Annotated in this window: 17 protein-coding genes; 13 read left to right on the top strand and 4 right to left on the bottom strand. The window is 71.5% G+C overall.

The genetic code is table 11. The features are described 5' to 3' along the window. The first annotated feature begins 21 nt into the window (after nucleotides 1–21). Complete coding sequence (locus MTES_RS14470; protein ID WP_013586021.1) at nucleotides 22–2196, top strand: glycosyl hydrolase 53 family protein; 2175 nt, start codon at nucleotides 22–24, stop codon at nucleotides 2194–2196. Nucleotides 2197–2288: 92 nt separating this feature from the next. On the opposite strand, the gene rsmI is transcribed toward MTES_RS14470, so the two are convergent. After that, nucleotides 2289–3107: a 16S rRNA (cytidine(1402)-2'-O)-methyltransferase gene (gene rsmI, locus MTES_RS14465; protein WP_013586020.1), complete on the bottom strand. Its 819-nt coding sequence runs from the start codon at nucleotides 3105–3107 to the stop codon at nucleotides 2289–2291. Nucleotides 3108–3130: 23 nt separating this feature from the next. On the opposite strand from rsmI, the gene MTES_RS14460 reads away from it, so the two are divergent. Further along, nucleotides 3131–4702, top strand: a complete 1572-nt coding sequence (locus tag MTES_RS14460) for a dolichyl-phosphate-mannose--protein mannosyltransferase (protein WP_013586019.1) — start codon at nucleotides 3131–3133, stop codon at nucleotides 4700–4702. Between the two features lie 4 nt (nucleotides 4703–4706). Beyond that, nucleotides 4707–5468 (top strand): AAA family ATPase, encoded by a 762-nt coding sequence (locus MTES_RS14455; protein WP_013586018.1) that lies wholly within the window; start codon nucleotides 4707–4709, stop codon nucleotides 5466–5468. Between the two features lie 205 nt (nucleotides 5469–5673). Here the strand turns inward: MTES_RS14455 and MTES_RS14450 are convergent, their stop codons facing one another. From MTES_RS14450 to MTES_RS14440, 3 genes are read right to left on the bottom strand one after another with little or no spacing between them, the layout of a single operon-like run. After that, entirely contained in the window at nucleotides 5674–7491 is a 1818-nt protein-coding gene (locus tag MTES_RS14450) for a thioredoxin domain-containing protein (RefSeq protein ID WP_013586017.1), read from the bottom strand. 13 nt (nucleotides 7492–7504) lie between these two features. Next, nucleotides 7505–8341, bottom strand: a complete 837-nt coding sequence (locus MTES_RS14445) for an aldo/keto reductase (protein WP_013586016.1) — start codon at nucleotides 8339–8341, stop codon at nucleotides 7505–7507. A 54-nt stretch (nucleotides 8342–8395) separates the two neighbouring features. Then, nucleotides 8396–9865, bottom strand: coding sequence for an aminotransferase class I/II-fold pyridoxal phosphate-dependent enzyme (locus tag MTES_RS14440; protein ID WP_013586015.1), 1470 nt, complete (start codon nucleotides 9863–9865; stop codon nucleotides 8396–8398). Nucleotides 9866–9982: 117 nt separating this feature from the next. Here MTES_RS14440 and MTES_RS14435 point away from each other — a divergent pair, with 117 nt between their 5' ends. The 10 genes from MTES_RS14435 (at nucleotide 9983) to MTES_RS19920 (ending at nucleotide 24203) form a co-directional block, all read left to right on the top strand. Beyond that, a complete protein-coding gene (locus MTES_RS14435) occupies nucleotides 9983–10831 on the top strand; it encodes a nitrilase-related carbon-nitrogen hydrolase (RefSeq protein ID WP_013586014.1) in 849 nt (282 codons plus the stop codon). 2 nt (nucleotides 10832–10833) lie between these two features. Then, complete coding sequence (gene hydA / locus MTES_RS14430) at nucleotides 10834–12276, top strand: dihydropyrimidinase (protein WP_013586013.1); 1443 nt, start codon at nucleotides 10834–10836, stop codon at nucleotides 12274–12276. An 11-nt stretch (nucleotides 12277–12287) separates the two neighbouring features. After that, the gene (locus MTES_RS14425) at nucleotides 12288–13355 is read left to right on the top strand and encodes a TIGR03842 family LLM class F420-dependent oxidoreductase (protein WP_013586012.1); all 1068 of its coding nucleotides are present in this window, start codon (nucleotides 12288–12290) and stop codon (nucleotides 13353–13355) included. A gap of 7 nt (nucleotides 13356–13362) precedes the next feature. Further along, nucleotides 13363–14316, top strand: a complete 954-nt coding sequence (locus MTES_RS14420) for an ABC transporter permease (RefSeq protein ID WP_013586011.1) — start codon at nucleotides 13363–13365, stop codon at nucleotides 14314–14316. After that, entirely contained in the window at nucleotides 14313–15116 is an 804-nt protein-coding gene (locus MTES_RS14415; RefSeq protein WP_013586010.1) for an ABC transporter ATP-binding protein, read from the top strand. Before MTES_RS14420 ends, MTES_RS14415 begins: the two co-directional genes overlap by 4 nt. Then, a complete protein-coding gene (locus MTES_RS14410; protein ID WP_013586009.1) occupies nucleotides 15113–15895 on the top strand; it encodes an ABC transporter permease in 783 nt (260 codons plus the stop codon). Before MTES_RS14415 ends, MTES_RS14410 begins: the two co-directional genes overlap by 4 nt. A gap of 72 nt (nucleotides 15896–15967) precedes the next feature. After that, complete coding sequence (locus MTES_RS14405) at nucleotides 15968–17140, top strand: ABC transporter substrate-binding protein (protein ID WP_013586008.1); 1173 nt, start codon at nucleotides 15968–15970, stop codon at nucleotides 17138–17140. Between the two features lie 90 nt (nucleotides 17141–17230). Further along, the gene (locus MTES_RS14400) at nucleotides 17231–18472 is read left to right on the top strand and encodes an LCP family protein (protein WP_013586007.1); all 1242 of its coding nucleotides are present in this window, start codon (nucleotides 17231–17233) and stop codon (nucleotides 18470–18472) included. A gap of 53 nt (nucleotides 18473–18525) precedes the next feature. Then, entirely contained in the window at nucleotides 18526–19683 is a 1158-nt protein-coding gene (locus tag MTES_RS14395) for a glycoside hydrolase family 3 N-terminal domain-containing protein (protein WP_013586006.1), read from the top strand. 158 nt (nucleotides 19684–19841) lie between these two features. Continuing rightward, entirely contained in the window at nucleotides 19842–24203 is a 4362-nt protein-coding gene (locus MTES_RS19920) for a DUF3418 domain-containing protein (protein WP_013586005.1), read from the top strand. Nucleotides 24204–24241: the final 38 nt, after the last annotated feature.

Genomic DNA, 24241 nt, shown 5'->3' with positions numbered 1-24241 from the left:
CCCCGATCGATGGAGATCCGGATGCCGAAACACCCCCGTCCCACGGCCCTCGCGGCCCTGACCCTCGGCGTCGCCCTCGCGGCGGCGCCCCTCACGGCGGCTCAGGCCGCGCCCGCCGACGAGCCGGTCGAGGCGGGGATCACCGTCCCGCGCGTCGAGGGCCTGGCATCCGACTTCGCCCTCGGTGTCGACGTGTCGTCGGTGCTGTCGCTCGAGGAGTCGGGAGTCGTCTTCCGTGACGACGACGGCGCCCCCGCCGACCTGTTCACCGTGCTCGCCGACCACGGCGTGACCGACGTGCGCGTGCGGGTGTGGAACGACCCGTTCGACGCCGAAGGCCGCGGGTACGGCGGCGGCAACGTCGGTGTGGAGCGGGCCGTCGAGATCGGCGAGCGCGCGACCGCCGCGGGTCTCGGCGTCGCCGTCGACTTCCATTACTCCGACTTCTGGGCCGACCCGGCGAAGCAGAAGGCGCCGAAGGCATGGGCGGGAATGGATGCCACCGAGACCGCCGCCGCGGTCGGGGACTTCACCCGCGACGCGCTGACGAAGTTCGTCGACGCCGGTGTCGACGTGAAGCTCGTCCAGGTGGGCAACGAGACCAATGGCGGCGTCGCCGGGGTCACCGGCTGGCCCGAGATGGCAGCCGTGTTCTCCGCCGGATCCGCCGCCGTGCGGGAGGTCATCCCCGACGCCCTCGTCGCCGTGCACGTCACGAACCCCGAGCGCCCCGGACACTACGCCGCGTACGCCGCGGAGCTCGCGGCGAACGACGTCGACTACGACGTGTTCGCGTCGTCGTACTACCCGTTCTGGCACGGCACCACCGAGAACCTCACGACGGTGCTGCGCCAGGTCGCCGACACGTACGACAAGAAGGTCATGGTCGCCGAGACGTCGTGGGTCCGCACGCTCGATGACGCCGACGGTCACCCCGACGTGATCGACAGCGCCGAGGACGCCGAGGCCTACCCCATCAGTGTCCAGGGTCAGGCGACCGCGCTCCGCGACGTCATCCAGGCCGTCGCCGACGTGGGCGACGCGGGCATCGGCGCGTACTACTGGGAGCCCGCGTGGCTGCCCGTCGGCTCGCCCGACCGGCTCGCGCAGAACCGGGTGCTCTGGGAACGCGACGGCTCCGGCTGGGCCACGAGCTTCGCGGGCGAGTACGACCCGGAGGATGCCGGCGAGTACTTCGGCGGGTCGGCGTGGGACAACCAGTCGCTCTTCGACGTCGACGGCACGCCTCTCGAGTCGCTGCGCACGTTCGCCTACGTCCGCACCGGCGCGGTCGCACCCCGGGAGGTCACCGGCGTCGACACCGTGCGCATCGCGGTGACCGCGGGCGACGAGCTCACCCTCCCCGAGCGGGTGACCGTGCGCTTCAGCGACGGCACGAGCGAGGAGAGCGCCGTGATCTGGGAAGCCGCTCCCGACCTCTCACAGCCCGGCGCCTACGAGATCGCCGGCACGACCGCCGACGGGTACGCGGCGCTGGCGGTGGTGACGGTCTCGGCCGAGAACCTGCTGCGCAACCCCGGGTTCGAGGATGCCGACGTCTCGATGTGGGCCGTGGAGGGTCCGGTGTCGCTGCGCGCGACCGACGACCCCCGCACGGGCGAGCGCTCGGCTCACTTCTTCGCCGCCGAGGCGATGTCGTTCACCCTCGAGCAGCGCGTCGACGACCTTCCGGCCGGCCGGTACGTCGCCGCCGGGGCCCTGCAGGGCGGCGCGTTCGGCGACGGGACGGCCACGATCGAGCTGATTTCGGATGCCGACACCGCTGCCGCTCCGTTCGCGGCGGGCGGGTGGCGGGTGTGGTCGGAGCCGCGCACCGACGAGATCGAGATCGCCATGGGCGAGAGCCTCACCGTGCGGGTGAGCGCCGACCTCCCGGCGGGTGCCTGGGGCACGATCGACGACCTCGCGCTGGAGCGGGTGGGCGATGCGGCACCGGCTCCCGAGGAGCCGGCACCCGGAGAACCCACGCCGGGACCGACGCCGAGCGAGCCGACACCGACCGCGCCCGCCCCGACCCCCGGTGCTCCCACGCCGTCTGCCACCCCTTCGCCGACGCAGACCGCGCCCGGCGGCCTGGCGGCGACGGGCACGAGCGTGCCGTTCGGACTCGCCGCGGCGGGCCTGCTCGCCCTCGCCGCCGGAGCCGGCCTCATCCTGCGTCACCGCCGCCGGTGAGACCCCGCGCGGGGCGGACCGTCCGGTCCGTCCCGCGCCCTCGCGGCATCGCCGCCTGGCGCCCTCGCAGCCTGCCGGCCCGCGGCGCGCGCTCAGCGCTTGACGGCGAGACCGGCCTGATAGAGCTCGCGCGACGAGTGACCGGTCAGCGACGCAACCTCGGCCGCCGCCTCTTTGAGCCGCGTGCCGCCGCGGACGAGTTCGAGCACCTGGGTCACGGCATCCGGGAACGCCACCTCGCGCGCCCTGGCGCCGCCGACGACGATCGCGATCTCGCCGCGCACGCCCTCGGCGGCCCACGCCGCGAGCTCGGCGAGCGTGCCGCGCTTGACCTCTTCATAGAGCTTCGTCAGTTCGCGGCAGACGGCGGCGGGACGATCGGCGCCGAAGGTTGCGGCGAGGTCGTCCAGGGTGGATGCCAACCGCGACGGCGATTCGAAGAACACCAGCGTGCGCTCCTCCGACGCGAGCTGCGCGAAGGCGCGGCGACGCTCTCCCGGCTTGCGGCGCGGGAAGCCCTCGAACGCGAAGCGGTCAGTGGGGAGCCCCGCGACGGCGAGAGCGGTGACCACGGCACTGGGCCCGGGAAGAGCGGTGACCGTCACCCCGGCCGCGGCGGCCGCGGCGACGAGCCCGAAACCGGGGTCGCTGACGGTGGGCATCCCGGCGTCGCTGAGCACGAGGAGGTCGTCCTCGCGCGCGAGCTCGACGAGCTCGGCGGCCCGCTCCTTCTCGTTGTGGTCGTGCAGAGCGATCAGCCGCGGGCGGTTCTCGACGCCGAGGCCCGCGAGAAGTCGCTGCGTCGTTCGCGTGTCCTCCGCGGCGACGACGGTGGCGTTCTCGAGCGCCTCGATGAGGCGGCGCGAGGCGTCACCCAGGTTGCCGATCGGGGTCGCCGCGAGGATGATCACCGTTCCACCTTAGGCTGGGGCGCGTGAGCACCGACCTGTCCCCTCTGCTCCCCCCGGTCGAGCGCACACGCCTCGACCGGTGGCGTGACGCGCTGCTCGCCGACCCCCGGGGTCTCCGGCTGTGGCGGTGGCTGGCGCCCGCCCTCGTCACGCTCGTCGCGGCGGTGCTCCGCTTGATCGACATCGGCAACCCGCACCAGCTGGTGTTCGACGAGACGTACTACGTCAAGGACGCGTGGAGCCAGTGGGTCCTCGGCTACCCCTCGACCTGGCCCGAAGGTGCCGACGCGAGCTTCGCCGCGGGCGACACCGACATCTTCACCGGCATCGGCAGCTACGTCGTGCACCCCCCTCTCGGACGCATCCTCATCGGCGCCGGTATGGCCGTCTTCGGGGCGGATTCCGCAACCGGGTGGCGCATCGCCGCCGCCGTCTTCGGTACCGCGACCGTTCTGCTGATCTACCTCGTCGCGCGCACGCTCACCCGGTCGATACCGCTGGCGACCGTGGCATCCGGTCTCTTCGCGATCGACGGCCTCGGGATCGTCCTGAGCCGCATCGCGCTGCTCGACATCTTCCTCACCTTCTTCATCGTCCTGACGTTCTGGTTCGTCGCCCTCGACCATCAGCGCACGGGCGAGCGGTGGGCGGCGCTGTGGGTCGCCCGCGAGGGGGAGGCCCCGATGTGGGGCCCGATCCTATGGAACCGCCCGTGGCTGATCGCCGCCGGGGCCGCCGCGGGAGCCGCCACCGCCGTGAAGTGGTCGGGTCTGTACGTGCTCGCCGCCGTCGGCATCTACGCCGTTGTCACCGACGCCCTCGCCCGTCGACGCGCCGACATCGGTCAGTGGCCGATGGATGCCGTGCGCCAGGGCCTCGTCTCGTTCGTACTGCTCGTGCCGGTCGCCGCCGTCGTCTACCTGGCGAGCTGGTCGGGGTGGCTGTTCACCGACGGCGGGTACATGCGCTCCACTCCCGTGGCATCGCCCGGGTTCTGGTCGTGGGTGCCCGCGCCCCTGCAGAGCCTGTGGGCGTACCACGAGGCGATGTACCGGTTCCACGTCGGCTTGGTGACGCCGCACGCCTACGCGAGCCCCGCGTGGCAGTGGCCGTTCCTCGTCCGCCCGACGTCGATGTACTGGCATCAGGACGACTTCGGCATCAACGGGTGCGGTCTGCCGAGCGGCTGCACCGAAGCGATCTCGAGCATCGCGAACCCGCTCATCTGGTGGGCCGGGATCGCGGCATCCGTGTATCTCCTCGTGCGCTTCGTGCTCGTCCGGGACTGGCGCTACGCGATCGTGCTGACGGGCCTCGCCGCGACCTACGTGCCGTGGCTGCTGTACCCCGAACGCACGATCTTCCAGTTCTACACGGTCGCGATGCTGCCGTTCCTCGTCCTCGCGCTGGCGTTCGCGCTGCGCGACGTGTCGCGCGGAATCCGCGGGATGTCCCGCGCGAGCGGGCAGGGCATCGTGGCGGTGTTCCTCGTCGTGTGCGTGCTGCTGTCGGCCTTCTGGTATCCGGTGTGGGCCGGGCTGCCGGTGCCGTACGAGTTCTGGCGCCTGCACAACTGGCTGACGACCTGGATCTGACGACGTGCCCCACGGCGACGAGTGGCTGCACGATCCGCGGCCGGTGCAGCGGGTCAAGGTCTTCCGCGATGCGCCGGTCGACCGCGCCGCGTGGCCGGCGACGGTCCCCGCTGTGGCGCAGTTCCTCGAGGTCGCGGCCGACGACGGCTGGGAGTTCGGCCCCGGGGTGACGTTCCTCGTCGGGGAGAACGGTTCGGGCAAGTCCACGCTCATCGAGGGCATCGCCGAGGCCGCAGGATTGCCCGCCGAGGGCGGGTCGACGAACGGCGGCGGCGAGACACGGCGCACCGAGAGCCCGCTCGGAGAATGGCTGCGCATCGAGCGGAGTCCCCGCGCGCCGCGGTGGGGCTTCTTCCTGCGGGCCGAGACGATGCACAGCTACTACTCGTGGCGCGACGATCTCGGCGGCCCGGCGCCCAGCCTGCACGAGATGAGCCACGGTGAGTCCTTCAACAGCCTGCTCGACGAGGTGCTCGACCACGAGCGCTACGTCGCGGGCCTGGCGTGCCTCGACGAGCCTGAGGCGGCCCTGTCGTTCTCATCCACGCTGCGCTGGCTGGCATCCCTCGATCGCATGCGCTCGCGCGGCACCCAGGTGATCTGCGCGACTCACTCCCCCGTGCTGGCGGCGCTCCCCGGCGCGACGATCCTCGAGCTCGGCGAGTGGGGCATCCGCGAGAGCGCGTGGGAGGATCTGGATCTGGTGCGGCTGCACCGGGGGTTTCTGGAGGCGCCGGGAAGGTATCTGCGGCATCTGCTGGAGTGATGGGCGCGTTCCCCGGGGGTGCGGCGCCGGGAATCTCGCACATCCGGCGGAATCTCGGAAGGATCACCGCGAAATCTGCGAGGTACGCGCGAAACTGCGAGGTCTGCCACGCCGGAGCCGAGGCGGCGACACCCGGACAGCGACGACGCGACGCGCCCCGCCCCGAGGCCCGCGCATGAGCCGCGGGGCCGCGCCGCCGCGTGCCTCACACCAGGCGCGCGGCATCCGTCGTCGGCAAGGCACACGCGAAGGCCCGGCAGTCGTAGGCCGTCGCCTCGCCACCCAAGGCCTCCTTGCCCGCGAACAGCTCGAAGCCCTCGTCGGCGAACGCCTGCGCCTGGGCGGGTGACACCACCGCGACCACGTCGGCGGCGACCCGGCGCGCGGCGTCGGCGATCGCGGCATCCGATTCTCCGACCACGACCACCTGGCGCGGGGCGGATGCCAATCCCAGAGCGACCTCGAGAATCGCGCCGTGCGCGAGGGGCGCCGCCAGCGCCGCCTCCGCCGCAGCCCGCACGAGAGTCTCTGCGGCGGTGCGGTACCTCTCCCCCGCGCCGAGGCGCCACAGGTCGAGCGCGGCCGCGGCGAACACCGACGGCCCCGAGGGCGACGCGCCGTCACTCGGCACGCCGTGCGATTGCATTCCCTGAGCGACCAGCACGGGATCGCCGCCGCCGGGCGGATGGATGCCATCCGGCCCGAGGCACAGGTCGACCAAGGCCCGCGCCCGCACGGCGTACGCCACCTCACCGGTCGCCGTCGCGAGGGCGAGGAGGCCGCGGGCGAGTCCGCCGTAGTCCTCGAGCGTCGCGGGGGCTGTGGAACGGATCTCGTCGAGCGACGCGCGGCGCAACGTCCCGTCGTCGGCGACGTTGCTCTCGAGCACGGCGTCGGCCGCCCATCGGGCAGCCTCGAGAAAGCGCGGGTCGGTGCGGGCCCCGGCGGCGGCGAGGGCGGCGATCGCGTGGCCGTTCCACCCGGTGACGACCTTCGCGTCGAGGGCCGGCGGCTGCAGCCCCGAACGGTCGGCAACGCGGTAGTACCCGCCTTCGTTGCGGACGCCGTCGATGATCGACTCCGAGTCCTGCGCCGCGGCGATCCCTCCCGACGGCAGTTGCAGCACGTCCACGAGGAAGCGGGCCGCGTCGGTCGCGGTGGCCTCCTCACCGGCGGCGAGAGCGACCTCGACGAGACCGGCGTTGTCGGTGAGCATGCGCTCGTAGTGCGGCACGCTCCAGTCGCGGCGCGTGGCGTAGCGGAAGAATCCGCCCTCGACGGTGTCGTGCAACTCGGAGCCGGCCATCGCGGACAGGGCACGGGATGCCACGCCCGCGGCATCCGGAACCTCCGACGCCAGCGCGGGGTGCTGCAGGAACCGGAGCACCGGGGTGTTCGGGAACTTCGGGGTCTCGAACGCGGGGCCCGCGGCGAACCCGAAGTACTCGCGGTCCTCGCGCGCGGCGACGGCCCGCGCGGCGGCGGCGAGCCGGTCCAGGGACGGCGGGGCATCGGCAGGGGCGACAGCCGCCGCGGCGAGGGCCTCGCGGAGCGCGGAGCCGGTGGCATCCACCTGGTCGCGTCGCTCGGTCCACGCCTCACGGACCGCGGCGAGCACCTGGCGGAACGAGGGCTGCGGCGGGCGGGGTACGGGCGGGAAGTACGTGCCGGCGTAGAAGACGCGGCCCGCGGGGCTCGCGAAGACCGTCAGCGGCCACCCGAGGTGCGGTGTGAAGGCGGAGGCCGCGTCGAGATAGGTGGCATCCACATAGGGATGCTCCTCGCGGTCGACCTTGATCGACACGAAGCCGTCGTTCAGCGCAGCGGCGGTCTCGGCATCCTGGAACGACTCGCGCGCCATGACGTGGCACCAGTGGCAGGTGCTGTAGCCGATCGAGATCATCACGGGGACGTCTCTCTCGGCCGCGAGCGCGAACGCCTCGGGCCCCCAGGGGAACCACGCGACGGGGTTGTCGGCGTGGAGCCGCAGGTAGGGGCTCGAGGCGTTCGCGAGGCGGTTCACATCTCGCCCGGCGTCAGTTGAGGTCGTCGGGGTGCGTGCCCACGCGACCCGAGCCGTCGCCCGGGTCGACGGCGTCGATCGCGGCCATCTCGTCGGCGGTCAGCTCGAAGTCGAACAGGTCGAAGTTCTCCTCGAGGCGCTCGCGGCGCACCGACTTCGGGAACACGATGAAGCCGTGCTGGATGTGCCAGCGCAGCACCGCCTGAGCGGGGCTCTTGCCGTGGGCCTCGGCGGCATCCTTCACCGCGGGGATCTCGAACAGGTCGTACTTGCCCTGGCCGAGCGGACCCCACGACTCGATGTGCATGTCGTGCTCCTGGCCCCAGGCCGCGATCTCGCGCTGGCTGAGGGCGGGGTGCAGCTCGATCTGGTCCACGACGGGGGTCACGCCGGTCTCGGCGACGATGCGGTCGAGGTGCGGGACGAGGAAGTTCGAGACGCCGATCGAGCGGGCCTTGCCGGACTCGCGGATCTCGATCATCTTCTGCCACGCGTGGACGTAGTTGTCGTTCTTCGGCGTGGGCCAGTGGATGAGGTAGAGGTCGACGGCGTCGAGCTGGAGCTTCTGCAGGCTCTCGTCGATCGCGGCGAGCGGCTCGTCGCCCTCGTGGCGGTCGTTCCAGAGCTTGGTCGTGACGAAGAGCTCGTCGCGCGGGATGCCGCTGGCGGCGATCGCGCGGCCGACACCCTCTTCGTTCTTGTAGATGGCGGCGGTGTCGATGTGGCGGTAGCCGACCTCGAGGGCCTCGGACACGGCGCGCTCGGCGTCATCGGCGGGCACGAGGAACACCCCGTAGCCGAGCTGGGGGATGGAGTTTCCGTCGTTGAGCTGAACTGAAGGAACGGTCATGTCTTCGAGCGTAGGCGAATCGATTCGAAAGCGGGCTCGGGGTTGACGAGACGGTCACCACGACGGAGGGGCGGCGTCGGCGGCCCGCGCGAGCGCTTCCGCGACCAGCCGCACGTTCTCGGTGACCGCTCCGCCGGTGACGCGGACCCAGCCGCCCGCGTCCGGGGAGTCGGCGGCGGCGGAGGGCGCGTCCGGATCACCGGCTTCCGCGAAGCCTGCCGCCCCCGTGCCCGGCGCATCCACGACGAACGGAGTGCCCGCGGCCACCGCGATCCCCTCGGCCGCGAGATGCACGAGGGCCGCGCGTTCGTCGCGCACCGGCATCCACAGGTTGATGCCGTCGGGCTCCCCGACCTCGACCCCGAGGCGCCGCAGCCCGGCGGCGAGCCGGTCGAGCCGATCGCGGTAGATCAGCCGCGCGGTGCGTACGGGGGCGATCGAGCGGGGGTCGGTCAGGAGCTCGAGCAGGATCGCCTGGAGGAGTCGGGACGTCCACCCCGGGCCCAGCATGCGACGGCGGATGATGCGTTCGACGATCTCGGACGGACCGCCGAGCGCGGCGATCCGCAGGTCGGGCCCGTGCGACTTCGAGAAGCCGCGCACATGCACCACCTGTCCCGGGATCCAGAGTGCGAGCGTGACCGGCGGCGCCGAGGCGATCAGCGCCGAGTGGTCGTCCTCGATGACCGTGACCCGCGTGCCCCCGGGCACCGTGAGCAGGACGTCGGCGAGGCGGCGCGCGCGATCGATCGACATCGACGCCCCGGTCGGGTTCTGGGCGCGCGGCTGCAGCACGAGCGTGGATGGACGCTGGGCGAGCGCGCGGGCGAGGGACCCGGGAAGGATGCCGTCACGGTCGCTCTGCAGGGGCAGGGGCACCCCGCCCGCCGCCTCGACGAGGTCGAAGATGTAGGGGAATCCGGGAGACTCGACGGCCACCCGATCGCCGAAGCGGACGACCTGCTCGACCGTGCGCGAGATCCCGTCGAACGCCCCGTCCACCACGGTGATCGCCTCGACGCCGCGCACCGGCCACTGCTCGCGCAGCAGGTCGTGCAGCTCGGGCAGCACCGGCAGGTCGTGGTACCGACCTGTGTCGGCGCGGGGCCGCGCGAGCGCGAGAGCGCGCTCGAGAGAGGGCAGCATCGCCGGATCAGGCGTGCCGAGGGAGAGGTCGAGAGCGACGGATGCCGCACCCCCGCGACCGTCGCCGAGTCCGGGCGGCACGGCGACCCCCGTCCCCACGGCGGGAGCCGAAAGTCCCCTCACGCGCGGACTCAACCACTCGCGCCTCTCGGTGCGGACGAACGTTCCCGCGCGCCCGCGGGACGTGACGACGCCGGCATCGGCGAGCGCGCGCCACGCGGTGGCGACCGTCCCGGTCGACACCTCGAGCGCGGCCGCGACCTGACGAACGGTCGGTAGCCGGTCGCCCGGCGGGAGCGTACCCTCGCTCACCAAACGCGCGATCTCAGCGGCGAGTCCCGCGGCGGTGCGTTCGACGAGGGTGTCGGGCGCCAGCATGGGGCCTCCAATTAACGGGGGTGTCACTCGTGGAAATCGTCGGGAAATGTTCAGGCGCGACAGTAACAGAACACGACACGACCGGACAGACGGACGGTCGAGAGCGAGGAGACCCCGATGACGACGGTGCGAGCGGCCATCACGCAGACCACGTGGACCGGTGACAAGGAATCGATGCTCGACAAGCACGAGCAGTTCGCGCGGGATGCCGCCGCGGCGGGGGCGCAGGTCGTGTGCTTCCAGGAGCTGTTCTACGGTCCCTACTTCGGGATCACGCAGGACCAGAAGTACTACCGCTACGCCGAGCCGGTCGACGGTCCGATCGTGCAGCGCTTCGCCGCCCTCGCGAAGGAGCTCGGGCTCGTGTCGGTCCTGCCGATCTACGAAGAGGCGCAGACCGGCGTGTATTACAACACCTCGGTGCTCGTCGACGCCGACGGCACGGTCCTCGGCAGCTACCGCAAGAACCACATCCCGCACCTCGAGAAGTTCTGGGAGAAGTTCTACTTCCGCCCGGGCAACCTCGGCTACCCCGTCTTCGACACCGCGGTCGGCAAGGTCGGCATGTACATCTGCTACGACCGCCACTTCCCCGAGGGCTGGCGCGAGCTGGGCCTGAACGGGGCGCACATGGTGTTCAACCCGAACGCGACCAAGCCCGGCCTCTCGAACCGTCTGTGGGAGGTCGAAGGCCCCTGCGCCGCCGTGGCGAACGGGTACTTCGTGCTGCAGCCCAACCGCGTGGGCCGCGAGGACAACGAATACGGAGACGAAGCCGTGTCGTTCTACGGCAGCAGCCAGGTGATCGACCCGCGCGGCAACCACGTCGGCGCGATCGGATCGTCGGAGCACGAGGAGGTGCTCATCCGCGATCTCGACATGGACCTCGTGCAGCAGATGCGCGACGACTGGCAGTTCTACCGCGACCGCCGGCCGGACACCTACGGCGAGATCGTGGAGGCGTGAGCATGGGCACCACCCTCATCTCCGGCGGAACCGTCGTCAACGCGACCGGCACGGGAGCAGCCGACGTGCTCATCGACGGCGAGACGATCGTCGCCGTGCTGCAGCCCGGCTCCACCCTGCTCGGGCACGACCTCGCGGCATCCGTCGACACCGTCGTGGATGCCACGGGCAAGTACGTCATTCCCGGGGGCATCGACGCGCACACGCACATGCAGATGCCGTTCGGGGGGACCGAGGCATCCGACACCTTCGAAACCGGCACGCGCGCCGCAGCGATCGGGGGGACGACGAGCATCGTCGACTTCGTCGTCCAGTACCCCGAGGAGAACATCCTCGACCGGTACCACGCGTGGCAGGAGAAGGCGGCGGGCGAGTGCGCGATCGACTACGGCTTCCACCAGATCCTCTCGGACGTGCAGGACAGCTCCCTGACCGCGATGGACGAGCTCATCGCCGAGGGCGTGACGAGCTTCAAACTGTTCATGGCGTACAAGGGCGTCTTCCTCTCGGACGACGGGCAGATCCTCCGTGCGTTCCAGAAGGGCGCCGACACCGGCGCGATGATGATGATGCACGCCGAGAACGGCGCGATCATCGACGTCCTCGTGCAGCAGGCCCTCGCGCGCGGCGAGACGAGCCCGTACTTCCACGGCACCACCCGCCCGTGGCAGGCGGAGGAGGAGGCCACCCACCGCGCGATCATGATCGCCGACATCACCGGCGCGCCCCTCTACGTCGTCCACGTCAGCGCGAAGCAGGCGGTCGAGCAGATCGCCGAGGCCCGCGATCGGGGCATGAACGTCTTCGGCGAGACGTGCCCGCAGTACCTCTACCTCTCGCTCGAGGACCAGCTCGGCGCATCGAGCGAGGAGTGGGGCGACTTCGAAGGCGCCAAGTGGGTGTGCTCCACTCCGCTGCGCTCGAAGCACGAGGGCCATCAGCATCACATGTGGCAGTCCCTGCGGACGAACGACATCCAGATGGTGTCCACCGACCACTGCCCCTTCTGCATGAAGGGCCAGAAGGACATGGGCATCGGGGACTTCTCCCGGATCCCGAACGGCATCGGCTCGGTCGAGCACCGCATGGACCTCATGTACCAGGGCGTCGTCACCGGGCAGATCACCCTGCCGCGCTGGGTCGAGCTCACCAGCACGACACCCGCACGCATGTTCGGGATGTACGGGAAGAAGGGCGTGATCCAGCCGGGTGCCGACGGCGACGTCGTCGTGTACGACCCGAACGGGCACACCTCCATCGGCATCGGCGAGGGGCGCTCGCACCACATGAACATGGATTACTCCGCCTGGCAGGGCTACGAGATCGACGGGCGCGTCGACACCGTGCTGTCGCGCGGCCGGGTGGTGGTGGACGGCTCCGGCTACGTCGGGTCCAAGGGCCACGGCCAGTACATCGCCCGCGGCCTCAGCCAGTACCTGGTGTGAGAGGAACAGCCATGGATTTCGGCGTCGTCCTGCAGACCAACCCGCCCGCCGCCCGCACGATCCAGCTCTCGCAGCTGGCCGAGGCGCACGGCTTCAGCCACGTCTGGACCTTCGACTCGCACCTGCTGTGGGAGGAGCCCTACGTCGTGCACTCGGCGATCCTCGCGGCCACGCGCCGGGTCACCGTCGGCCCGTTCGTGACGAACCCGGCGACCCGCGACTGGACGGTCACGGCATCCACGTTCGCCACCCTCAACGAGATGTACGGCAACCGCACGATCTGCGGGATCGGCCGCGGCGACTCGGCGGTGCGCGTGACGAACGGGCGCCCCACGACCCTGAAGGCGCTGCGCGAGTCGATCCACGTCATCCGCGAGCTGGGGAACTCTCGCGCGGTCGAGTACAACGGCGCGACCCTGCAGTTCCCGTGGAGCCACGGCTCGAAGCTCGACGTGTGGGTCGCCGCCTACGGCCCCCTCGCGCTCAAGCTCACGGGCGAGGTCGGGGACGGCTTCATCCTGCAGCTGGCCGACCTCGACATCGCCGAGTGGATGATCAAAACGGTCCGTCAAGCCGCCGAGAACGTCGGGCGCGACCCCGACGAGATCGCGTTCTGCGTCGCCGCCCCGATGTACATCGGGGAGGACACCCCGGACTCGCGCGCGCACATGCGTGAGCAGTGCCGGTGGTTCGGCGGGATGGTGGGCAACCACGTGGCCGACATCGTGGCGAAGTACGGCCCTTCGACAGGCTCAGGGACCCCATCGACAGGCTCAGGGACCGCCGAGAAGGTCCCGGCGGCTCTCACCGACTACATCGCGGGGCGCACCGGGTACGACTACAACTCGCACGGCAAGAGCGACAACGACCACGTCGACTTCGTGCCCGACGAGATCGTGGAGCGCTTCTGCCTCCTCGGCACGGCGGAGGAGCACATCGCCAAGCTCGAGAAACTGCGCGCCCTGGGGGTCACGCAGTTCGCCGGGTACCTCCAGCACGACAACAAGGAGGAGACGATGCGGGTCTACGGCGAGACCGTGATCCCCGCGCTGTCCGAGCACCTCACGGCGAAGCGGTGAGCACGCCGTGACCGATCAGGTCCTGACTCCCGGCGCGACCGAGGTCGTCGGCAGAGCCCCCTCGCGGAGGGGACGCGCCGCGACCGCCCGCATCGGCTGGGGCGTCGCGGGGGTGGCTGCGGTCATCGTGCTCTGGGAGCTGTACAAGTTCCTCGGACCGGCGGACGGCGTGACCGTGGGCGGGGACGGATCGGCGGGGTCGGGTGTCATCCTGCTCCCCCGCACCCACGACCGGGCCATGCCGCACGTGTGGGACATGATCGCGCGGATGTCCGCCCCGACCAGCGGTGGTGACACCCCACCCCTGATCCTCTCGGTGGCGCAGGCCGCCGGAACGACGCTCGGGCTCGCCGCCCTCGGATGGCTGATCGGCGTCGTCGTCGGCTCTCTGCTGGGCATCGCGATGCAGCGTTGGCGTCTGGTCGAGGCCGGCCTGCTCCCCTGGATCGTCGTCAGCCAGATCGTGCCGCTGATCGCATTCGCCCCCGTCGTCAACGCGCTCGGGACGCAGATCGACCGCTCGGGGTTCCCGTGGCCGCAGTGGTTCTCGGTCGCGCTCATCGCGTCGTACCTCGCGTTCTTCCCCGTCGCGGTCGGCATGCTGCGCGGCCTCGACGCCCCGGACGCCCTTCACCTCGACCTCATGCGATCCAGCTCGGCCGGATGGTGGCAAACGCTCGTGCACCTGCGCCTGCCCGCCGCCGTGCCGCATCTGCTCCCCGCACTGCGTCTGGCCGCGGCATCCGCTGTCGTCGGAGCCGTCGTCGCCGAGGTGTCGATCGGGCTGCGCGGCGGGATCGGCCGCATGCTCATCCAGCTCGCAGGACAGGCGTCGTCCGACCCCGCCGCCCCCTGGGCGCCGACCTTCGGCACCGTCGTGATGGGACTCGTCGCCGCCGGTGGCGTCGCCCTGGTCGGCGTCGCCCTTCATCGTTTCCGTCGCGGGGAGGACACCGCATGACCACCGACACCGCTCTCACCGCCGTCCGCGCCCGCGGGCTCGGCAAGGTGTTCCCCAGCGCCGGCGGCGAGGTCGTCGCCCTGACCGACGTCGACCTCGACATCGCCGCCGGGGAGTTCGTCTCGCTCATCGGCCCTTCGGGCTGCGGCAAGTCGACGCTGCTCCGGCTCATCGCCGACCTCGACACGGCCACCAGCGGAGAGCTCGCCCTCGCCGGGAAGACCGCACGGCAGGCGCGACTCGACCAGGACTACGGCATCGCGTTCCAGCAGGCGGGGCTGCTGCCCTGGCGCACGGTCGCGGCGAACATCGCCCTCCCCCTCGAGCTGCACCGCTGGACGCGTGCCCGCCGCGACGCCCGCGTCGCCGAACTCGCCGAGCTCGTGGGTCTCACCGACTTCGTCGGGCGCTACCCCGACCAGCTCTCCGGCGGCATGCAGCAGCGCGTCGCCATCGCCCGCGCCCTCGCCGCCTCACCGAAGCTGCTGCTGATGGACGAGCCGTTCGGCGCGCTCGACGAGATGACCCGCGAGCGCCTGCAGTTCGAGCTCGCCCGCATCGCCGCCGAGACCGGGGCGACGGTCGTCTTCGTCACCCACTCGATCCCCGAGGCGGTGTTCCTCTCCGACCGCGTCGTCGTGATGAGTCCGCGCCCCGGCCGCATCACGGACGTCATCGACACGCGCCCGGGTCGCGCCCGCGACGATCTCCTCCGCGAGTCGCCCGAGTACTTCTCCCGCGTCACCGCGGTGCGCGAAGCGCTCCACGGCTCGCCGCTCCACCGGGCGAACGAGCGATGACGGCCGTCCGGCTCCCCGGGTGGGTGCGGCTGCTCGCGCCGGTCGTCGTCGGTGTCGCGGGGCTCGCCGCCTGGTACGCGTTCGTCGCCTCGGGCAGCGCCCCGCGCATGCTCCCGGACCCGTTCGCGGTGGCGACCGAGTTCGTCGAGCGCTTCGGCCTCATCGCCGAGGCGGCGGGAATCACGGGAACCAACGCGCTCGTCGGTCTCGTCGCCGGCAGCCTTCTCGCGATCCTCCTCGCCGCCCTCGCCGCCACCTGGCGCCCCGTCGACGGAATGACGGCTCCCCTGGTCGCCGCGCTCGCCGTCGTGCCCATCGTCGCGCTCACCCCGATCTTCAACACGATGTTCGGTGCATCGAGCCAGTTCGGACGCCAGGCGGTCGCCGGCATCGCCGCCTTCGTTCCGGTGTTCGTCAACACGCTCCGCGGCCTCCGCCAGACCCGTCCCGTGCAACGCGACTTCTTCCGGGCCACCGCCGCGACCGGGAACCAGACGTTCCTGCGCCTCACGCTCCCCACGGCCCTGCCCTATCTCGTCACGGGCGTGCGGGTCGCGGCATCCCTCGCCGTCATCTCCGCCCTCGTCGCCGAGTACTTCGGCGGACCGGCCGACGGCATCGGCACCGCGATCGCCACCTACGCCAAATCCGGACGCGCCTCTCTCGCGTGGGCGTTCGTGGGCGGGGGCGTCGTGATCGGCCTCGTCTTCTTCCTCGTCACGTCGCTCCTCGAACGCCTCGTCACGCGGCGCCTCGGCGCGGGCCGTCCGCCGAGCTGAACGGCATCCGCCCTCCGACGAAAGAGCCTGCACCACCCGACACATGCTCCACCCGAACCGGAAGGACCTTCCATGAGACACAGCACCCGACGCACGCTCGGCGCGATCGCCGGCGTCAGCGTCGCCGCCCTCGCGCTCTCCGCCTGCTCCGGCGGCAGCTCCGCACCCGCGGCATCCGACGCCGACTTCACCCCGCTCACCTCGGTGAAGCTGCAGCTGCAGTGGTTGCCGCAGGCGCAGTTCGCCGGCTACTACGTCGCTCTCGACAAGGGCTACTTCCAGGAGGAGGGGTTCGACGACGTCCAGGTGCTCCCCTCGGGCGGTGACATCGTCCCGCAGGACGCGCTCGTCGCCGGCGACGTCGACTTCGCCGTCGCCTGGGTACCCAAGGTGCTCGGCACGCTCGAGAACCAGGGCGTCGAGCTGACCGACATCGCCCAGGTGTTCCAGAAGTCCGGCACGACCCAGGTGTCGTGGAAGGACTCGAACATCACGAGCGTCGACGACTTCGAGGGCAAGCGGATCGGCTCGTGGGGCTTCGGCAACGAGTGGGAGATCTTCGCGGCGATGGCCGACAAGGGTCTCGACGCCTCGACCGTGAAGATCACCACGCAGGACTTCTCGATGAACGCCCTCCTCGACAAGGACGTGGATGCCGCGCAAGCGATGACCTACAACGAGCTCGCCCAGCTGCTCGAGACGAAGAACCCGGCCACCGGGAAGCTCTACACGATGGACGACATCAACGTCATCTCGTACGAGGACACCGCCGGCGCCATGCTGCAGGACGCCATCTGGGCCGACACGAAACGGCTGTCCGACGACCCCGCGTACGCCGACGCCGCCACGCGATTCCTCAAGGCCGTCACGAAGGGGTGGGTCTTCGCGCGCGACAACCCCACCGAGGCCGCGGACATCACCTACAAGGCCGCGACCGCTCCCGGCGTCAACGCCTTCCCCGTCGGCCCGGTGCACCAGTTGTGGCAGATGAACGAGGTCAACAAACTGATCTGGACCGGCGGCGACTTCGGCACGATCGACTCCGCGGCGTGGGACAAGACGGTCCAGGGTGCGCTGAAGGCCGTGAACCAGGACGGCCTCAACCTCATCACCACCGAACCTGCCGAGTCGGCGCACTCGAACGAATACATCGAGAAGGCACTCGCGGAGCTGAAGGACGAAGGCGTCACCGTCGACGGCACGTACACGCCCATCGACGTGACGCTCACCGAGGGCGGACAGTAAGGAGCACACCGCACGGGGCGGCCGGATGCCGACGGCCGCCCCGTTGCGCGCGTTCGGGGTTCTCGCCGTCAGGCGTGGTTTACTGACGCCGTGTCCCCCGAACCTCCCGCCGCCCACGCTCGCCGCCGCCCCGTCTCGGGCTGGCGCCGAGGACTGAAGGTCCTCGCGATCAGTCTCACGGTGGCCGTCGTGGCCGCGGTCGCCGTCGGCGGCTTCTACGCCTGGTCGCTCTCGCAGCGGTTGAAGGAGGCCGCGGTGCCGCTCCCCGATGCTCCGTCTCAGGCCCCGTCGCTGAGCGAGTACGCGGGCGCGTTCGACGTGCTCATCGTGGGGACCGACGAATGCGACGACCAGGTGAAGGAGGCCTTCGGCGAGCGCTGCAGCGACCCGGGCGCCGAGGGCGACCGCAACGACGTCAACCTTCTCGTGCACGTGTCGGACGCGCCCCGCCGCGCGACCGTGGTGTCGTTCCCGCGCGACCTGCAGCTCGAGATCCCCGAGTGCACGAACGAGGACGGTTCCGTGTCGTCCGGGTCGTGGAAGGCGTCCATCAACACGGCGTACGAAGCCGGCGGTCTCGCGTGCGTCGCCAGCACCGTCTCGAACCTCACGGGTCAGCAGATCCCGTTCGCCGCGAAGGTCAGTTTCGGCAACGTCGTGAACATCACCGACGCCGTGGGCGGCGTCGAGGTATGCATCGGCGGCGACGGCATCGACGACTACGACGCCGGCATCACCTGGGAGCCCGGCCCCCGGGTCGTACAGGGCTACGACGCCCTCGCGTTCCTGCGAACGCGCAAGGGCATCGGCGACGGCAGCGACCTCGCCCGCATCGGCAACCAGCAGCAGTACATGTCGCGCCTGTTGAACAAGATGCGCAGCGACGAGGTGCTCACCAACCCCGGGACACTGCTGGGGCTCGCGAACACCGCCGCCAACAACGTCACGCCGAGCGAGAGCCTCGCCGACCCCGTGCGCATCGCGCAGCTGGCGTACACGCTCAAGGACGTCCCGCTCAGCGACACCACCTTCGTGCAGTACCCCGTGCTGACCGACCCGGACGACGACAACAAGGTCGTGCCCGACACCGACGCGGCCGCCGTGCTGTGGGACGCCCTCGCCCGGAACGCGCCGATCGCGCTCACCGGCGAACTCGGGGCGAACGAAGGCGTGACGCTGGACCCCTCGGCTCCCACGGCGGATCCCACCACCCCCGAGTCCCCGACGCCCGGAGCGACGGATGCCACCCCCGGCCCCGAGGTCGTGGATCTTCCGTCGAACGTCAGCGGGAGCAAGGCCGATCAGGCGACCTGTTCGGTGGGACGCGGCTGAGGCCGGCGCGCAAGGGTCCGCGTTCCCGCCGCTCGGTGCGAGAGCATCGAAGCGTGAAGACCGCCGCGCGGACCTCCGCCCTGCTCGTGCTCGCCGCCCTGACGCTCACCGGGTGCGTCCCCGAGCCCGCTCCGACCCCGAGCCCGACGGCATCCCCGTCCCCCTCACCGACTCCCACCCCGACACCCACCCCGGATCCTCTGGCGGGGATGAGCCTCGACGACAGGGTGGGACAGCTGTTCATGGTGGGGACCTCGGTCGACGGGGCCGACCCGACGACCCTGGCGGCGGTCACCGACGACCACATCGGCGGGATCTTCCTGCACGGACGATCGGATGCCGGGGCTCAGGCGACCGCGGGACTCGTGTCGACGTTCACCTCGGCGCAGGCGACGGGGCAGCCGCTGCTCTGGGTGTCCACCGATCAGGAGGGCGGCGAGGTGCAGGTGCTGAGCGGCCCGGGGTTCGATGAGATCCCCTCCGCCGTCGACCAGGGGCAGCAGGACGACGCGACCCTCCGCGGCAACGCGGCGACCTGGGGCGGGCAACTCGCCCAGGCCGGCGTCAACATGAACCTCGCTCCCGTGGCCGACGTCGTCACGAGCCCCGAGACGGCGCAGAGCAACCCGCCGATCGGCCAGCTCGACCGCCAGTACGGCTACGACGGAGCGACCGTGGCCGCCAAGGCGGGGGCATTCGCCGCCGGAATGCGCGACGGTGGGGTGCTCCCGACCTTCAAGCACTTCCCCGGCCTCGGGCACGTCGGCGACAACACCGACACGACCGCCGGGGTGACCGACGACTTCGTCACGGCCGACGGCGCCGACGTGGGCGTGTACTCGACGGTGCTGCCGGAGGGGCCGGCGGTGGTCATGCTGTCGACGGCGATCTACGCCAAGATCGATCCCTCGGCGCCCGCGGCCTTCTCACCCACGGTCGTCGGGGTTCTGCGGAACACGGTCGGCTTCGACGGCGTCGTGACCACGGACGACCTCTCCGCCGCGCAGCAGGTGCAGGCCTGGTCGCCGGCCGATCGCGCCACCCTCGCCATCGAGGCGGGGATCGACCTGCTCCTGGTGTCGGCGGATTCGTCGGTGTACCCCGAGATGCGCGACGCGGTCCGCTCGCGCGCGCAGAGCGACAGCGCCTTCGCCGCGAAGGTGGATGCCGCGGCGACCCGCATCCTGTCGGCGAAGGCGTCGATGCCCTGAGCCCCTCCGCGAGAAACGCCGTTCCTCCCGAGACACGCCGCGGCACGGCGTGTTTCGGAAGGAACGGCGTTTCTCGGTAGGGGGGCGCCCTCGGCGGGCCAGAACGCGACGCCGGGGGATCGAGCTCGCGGCGTCGGCCCGCGATAGGCTGAAAGGCTGTGTCTGTCGAACCCGTCATCGTCTACCCGCCCGAGCTGCCCGTCAGCGCCGCGCGGGACGAGATCGCGCGCGCCATCCGCGACCACCAGGTCGTGATCGTCGCCGGTGCGACCGGCTCGGGCAAGACCACGCAGCTGCCCAAGATCTGCCTCGAGCTCGGCCGCACCTCGATCGCGCACACGCAGCCTCGCCGCATCGCCGCGCGCACGATCGCCGAGCGCATCGCCGAGGAGATGCAGGTCCCCCTCGGCTCGACCGTCGGGTACAAGGTCCGCTTCACCGACAAGGTGTCCGCCGACACGCGCGTGGCGCTGGTGACCGACGGCATCCTGCTCAACGAGATCCACCGCGACCGGCTCCTGCGCCGCTACGACACGATCATCGTCGATGAGGCGCACGAGCGCTCCCTGAACATCGACTTCCTGCTCGGCTACCTGCGCCGCATTCTGCCGAAACGCCCCGACCTCAAGGTCATCGTCACCTCGGCGACGATCGACCCCGAGAGCTTCGCGCGCCACTTCGCCGCGGCTCCCACCGAGCCCGGCGGCGAGCCGGTGCCGGCGCCGGTGATCGAGGTGTCGGGCCGCACGTATCCGGTGGAGATCCGGTACCGGCCGCCGGGCGGCGCGGAGGACGCGGACGGCGCGGGCGAAACTCCTGAGGATGCGGATGCCGACGACCCGGCCGTCCCGTCATCCCGCGGCCGCGCGGGGTCGGGGCCGCAGAAAGTCCGGAGTTCCGCACGCGCTGTCGGCAAGCCCGGCGGCACTGACGACGACGTGGACGAGGTCGGGGCCGTCGTCGCGGCCCTCCGCGAGCTCGACCGCGAGCCCGCGGGCGACGTGCTCGTCTTCTTCCCCGGCGAGGCCGAGATCCGCGATGCGGCGGATGCCATCCGCGGGGCGTATCCGAAGAATGCCGCGCCGACCGAGGTGCTGCCGTTGTACGGCCGCCTGTCCGCCGCGGAACAGCACCGCGTCTTCGAGCGCTCGAGCGTCGCGGGCGTCCGCCGCCGCGTCATCCTCGCCACGAACGTCGCCGAGACGAGTCTCACGGTCCCCGGCATCCGGTACGTCATCGACACCGGAACCGCCCGCATCTCGCGGTACAGCAACCGCTCGAAGATCCAGCGGCTGCCGATCGAGGCCGTGTCCCAGGCGTCGGCGCAGCAACGCTCGGGGCGTGCGGGACGCACGTCGCCGGGCATCGCGATCCGGCTGTACTCCGAGGACGACTTCCTGCGCCGACCGGAATACACCGAACCGGAGATCCTGCGCACGTCGTTGGCATCCGTGATCCTGCAGATGCTGTCGCTCGGGTTCGGCGACATCCAGGCTTTCCCGTTCCTCACCCCGCCCGACTCGCGCGGTGTGAAAGCGGCGTTCGACCTGCTCGTCGAGCTCGGCGCGGTGAAGCTGCCGGCGCCGGGGTCGCGCGCCCCTGCCGCGCGCGACCGCGATGTGCGCGAGGACGGTGACCCGTCGCGCCAGCCGGGCGGGCGCGACGAGGGCGACCCGTCGCGGCAGCGCCGCGGGCGACGCGACGAGGACGGCCCCCGCCTCACCGAGGTCGGCCGCGAGATCGCCCGGCTGCCGATCGACCCGCGCTTCGCGCGCATGCTCATCGAGGCCCGCCGGAACGACGTGCAGGCCGAGGTTCTCGCGATCGTGTCGGGCATGTCGATCCAAGACGTGCGGGAGCGTCCCGAGGAGCGCCGCGAGGAAGCCGACCGCTTCCACGCGCGGTTCACCGATCCGACCAGCGATTTCCTCTCGCTGCTGAACCTGTGGGAGTACCTGCAGGAGAAGCAGGCCGAGCTCGGCTCGAGCGCGTTCCGGCGTCTGTGCCGCAGCGAGCACCTCAACTACGTGCGCGTGCGCGAGTGGGTGGACGTGCACCGGCAGCTGCGGTCCCTCGGCGGCGGCGAGCGCGGGTCGGGCGACGGCGGAGCGCGCGGCTCCGGCGAGCGCGGCGGGCGCGGCGACGGCGCGGGTGCCCGGCGCGGCGGCGGCGGGCGCGGCGGCGGGCGCGGCGACGCCCGCGCGGCCGGTCGTGGCGCGAGAAACCATGTCCCACATATGGCCGGTTCGGACCCCTCGCAGCGACACTTTTCGGGACATGCACCGTCAGAAGTGGGACCAGGGTCTGCCGCCACCGCCCCCGAGGGCCACGCCGCCGGCGACGCGATCCACCGAGCCATCCTGTCCGGGCTCCTGTCGCACATCGGCATCCTGGATCAACGCACGATGGCGCAGACCAAGGACCGCAAGGCGCCGGGCGATGCCCGCCCGATCAAGGGCGAGTACACCGGCGCGCGCGGCGCGCGGTTCGCGATCTTCCCCGGGTCGGGGCTGAAGAAGAAGCGGCCCTCGGCGGTCATGGCGGCCGAGCTCGTCGAGACCTCGCGCCTGTTCGCCCGCACGGTCGCCGCCGTCGACCCGGCGTGGGCCGAAGAGCTCGCCCCCGACCTCGTCAAGCACTCGCTGAGCGAGCCCCACTGGTCGAAGGATGCCGGCTCCGCCGCCGCCTACGAGAAGGTCACGCTCTTCGGGGTCGAGCTCGTCGGGCGGCGACGCGTGCAGCTCGCGCGCTTCGACCGCCCTCTCGCGCGGGAGATGTTCGTGCGGCACGCGCTCGTCGAAGGCGAGTGGGACCCCTCGGTGCTCGACAAGCGGCTCACCGCGTTCCTCCGCCGCAACCAGGAGCAGCGCCGCCTGCTGGAGAAGATCGAGGAGCGCGAGCGCCGCCGCGACATCCTCATCGGCGACGAAGCGGTGTTCGCGTTCTACAACGCCCGCATCCCGGCCGACGTCACCGACGTGCGCTCGTTCGAGACGTGGTGGAAGGATGCCTCGAACCGCACGCCGCACCTGCTCGACCTGCGCGAGTCCGACCTCACCGGCGACCGCGCGCAGGGCGATGACCGCGCCTTCCCCGCACGGTGGCGCCAGGGCGACCAGACGCTGAACCTCGCCTACCGCTTCGAGCCCGGAGCGCCTGACGACGGCGTCACGGTGGTCGTCCCGCTGCCGCTGCTCGCGCAGCTGCGCCCCGACGGCTTCGACTGGCAGGTGCCCGGCATGCGCGACGAGCTGGTCACGGCCCTGTTGCGCGCGCTGCCGAAGACCATCCGCCGCAACGTCGTGCCCGCGGCCGACTGGGCCGAGAAATTCTCGGCCGAGCTCGCCGAGAAGGGCCCCGAGCACGCGAACGGTCTGCCGAAGACGACACTCGTCGACGCCCTCGCGGCCCTCGTGCAGCGCGTGGCGAACCAGCGGGTGAGCGCCGCCGACTTCGAGCTCGAACGGGTGCCCGCGCACCTGCTGCCCTCCTTCCGCGCGGTCGACGGCCGGGGCCGCGCGATCGGCAGCGATCGCGACCTCGCGGCTCTGCAGCGACGGTTGGCGGACAGGGCCCGCTCGAGCGTCGAGTCCACGATCGCTCGCCCGGCGCAGCGAGCCGCGAAGGTCGCCGAGGCCTCCCCCGCGTTCGCCTCGCGCGCGAAGCTCACGACCTGGGACCTCGACGAGCTCACCGAGGTCGTCGACACGCCCGTCGCCGGCGGCGTCGTGCGTGGGTACCCGGCGCTCGTCGACGAGGGCGACAGCGTGGCCCTGCGCGTCGAGGCGACGCCCGAGGACGCCGAGAGGCACACCCGCGCCGGCATCCGTCGCCTGATGCTGCTCGCCGTCGCCTCCCCCGCCAGCTACGTTCTCGACCACCTCACCGCGAACGAGAAGCTTGCGCTCGCGGCATCCCCGTACCAGAACGCGAAAGCGCTGATCGAGGATGCGCGCGTGGCCCTGGCCGACGACATCCTCGGGCGCGAGAGCCCGACCGGTGTCGTGCGCACCAGGGCCGACTTCGAGCGGGTGCGCGACGCATTCTCGGCCGCCTCGGTCGACCGCACGTTCCAGACGGTGTCGCTGGCCGCGAAGATCCTGCTGGCGCAGCGCGAGGTCGAGAGGGCGATGAAGGATGCCGCCTCCATCACCCTTCTCGGAGCCCTCAACGACGTGAGGGGCCAGGTGAAGGGCCTGCTGTTCCCCGGCTTCCTCTCGCGCACGGGCCTGCCGCGCCTGCAGCACTACCCTCGCTACCTCGCCGGAGCGCTCGAGCGGGTGAAGACGCTGTCCGACAACCCGGGCCGCGACCGCCAGCGCATGACCGAGTACGAGCGCGCCGCCGCGGGCTTCGTCGAGGCCGGCGGCACGGTGCCGCTCCCCGCCGACGCTCCCGCGAACCTCGTGCAGACGCGGTGGTTGCTGGAGGAACTGCGCGTCAGCCTCTTCGCCCAGCGCCTCGGCACCGCCGAGCCGGTGTCGCCTCAGCGCATCGCGAAGGCGCTCAAAGGCGGGTGAGGGGTCGCTTTCCGTTGCGCGACGCGAGCCGCGGCGAC

The sequence above is a fragment of the Microbacterium testaceum StLB037 genome, assembly GCF_000202635.1.
Classification (GTDB): domain Bacteria; phylum Actinomycetota; class Actinomycetes; order Actinomycetales; family Microbacteriaceae; genus Microbacterium; species Microbacterium testaceum_F.
The sequence above is the reverse complement of the archived record's forward strand: the minus strand, read 5'-3'. Positions and strand labels throughout refer to the sequence as shown.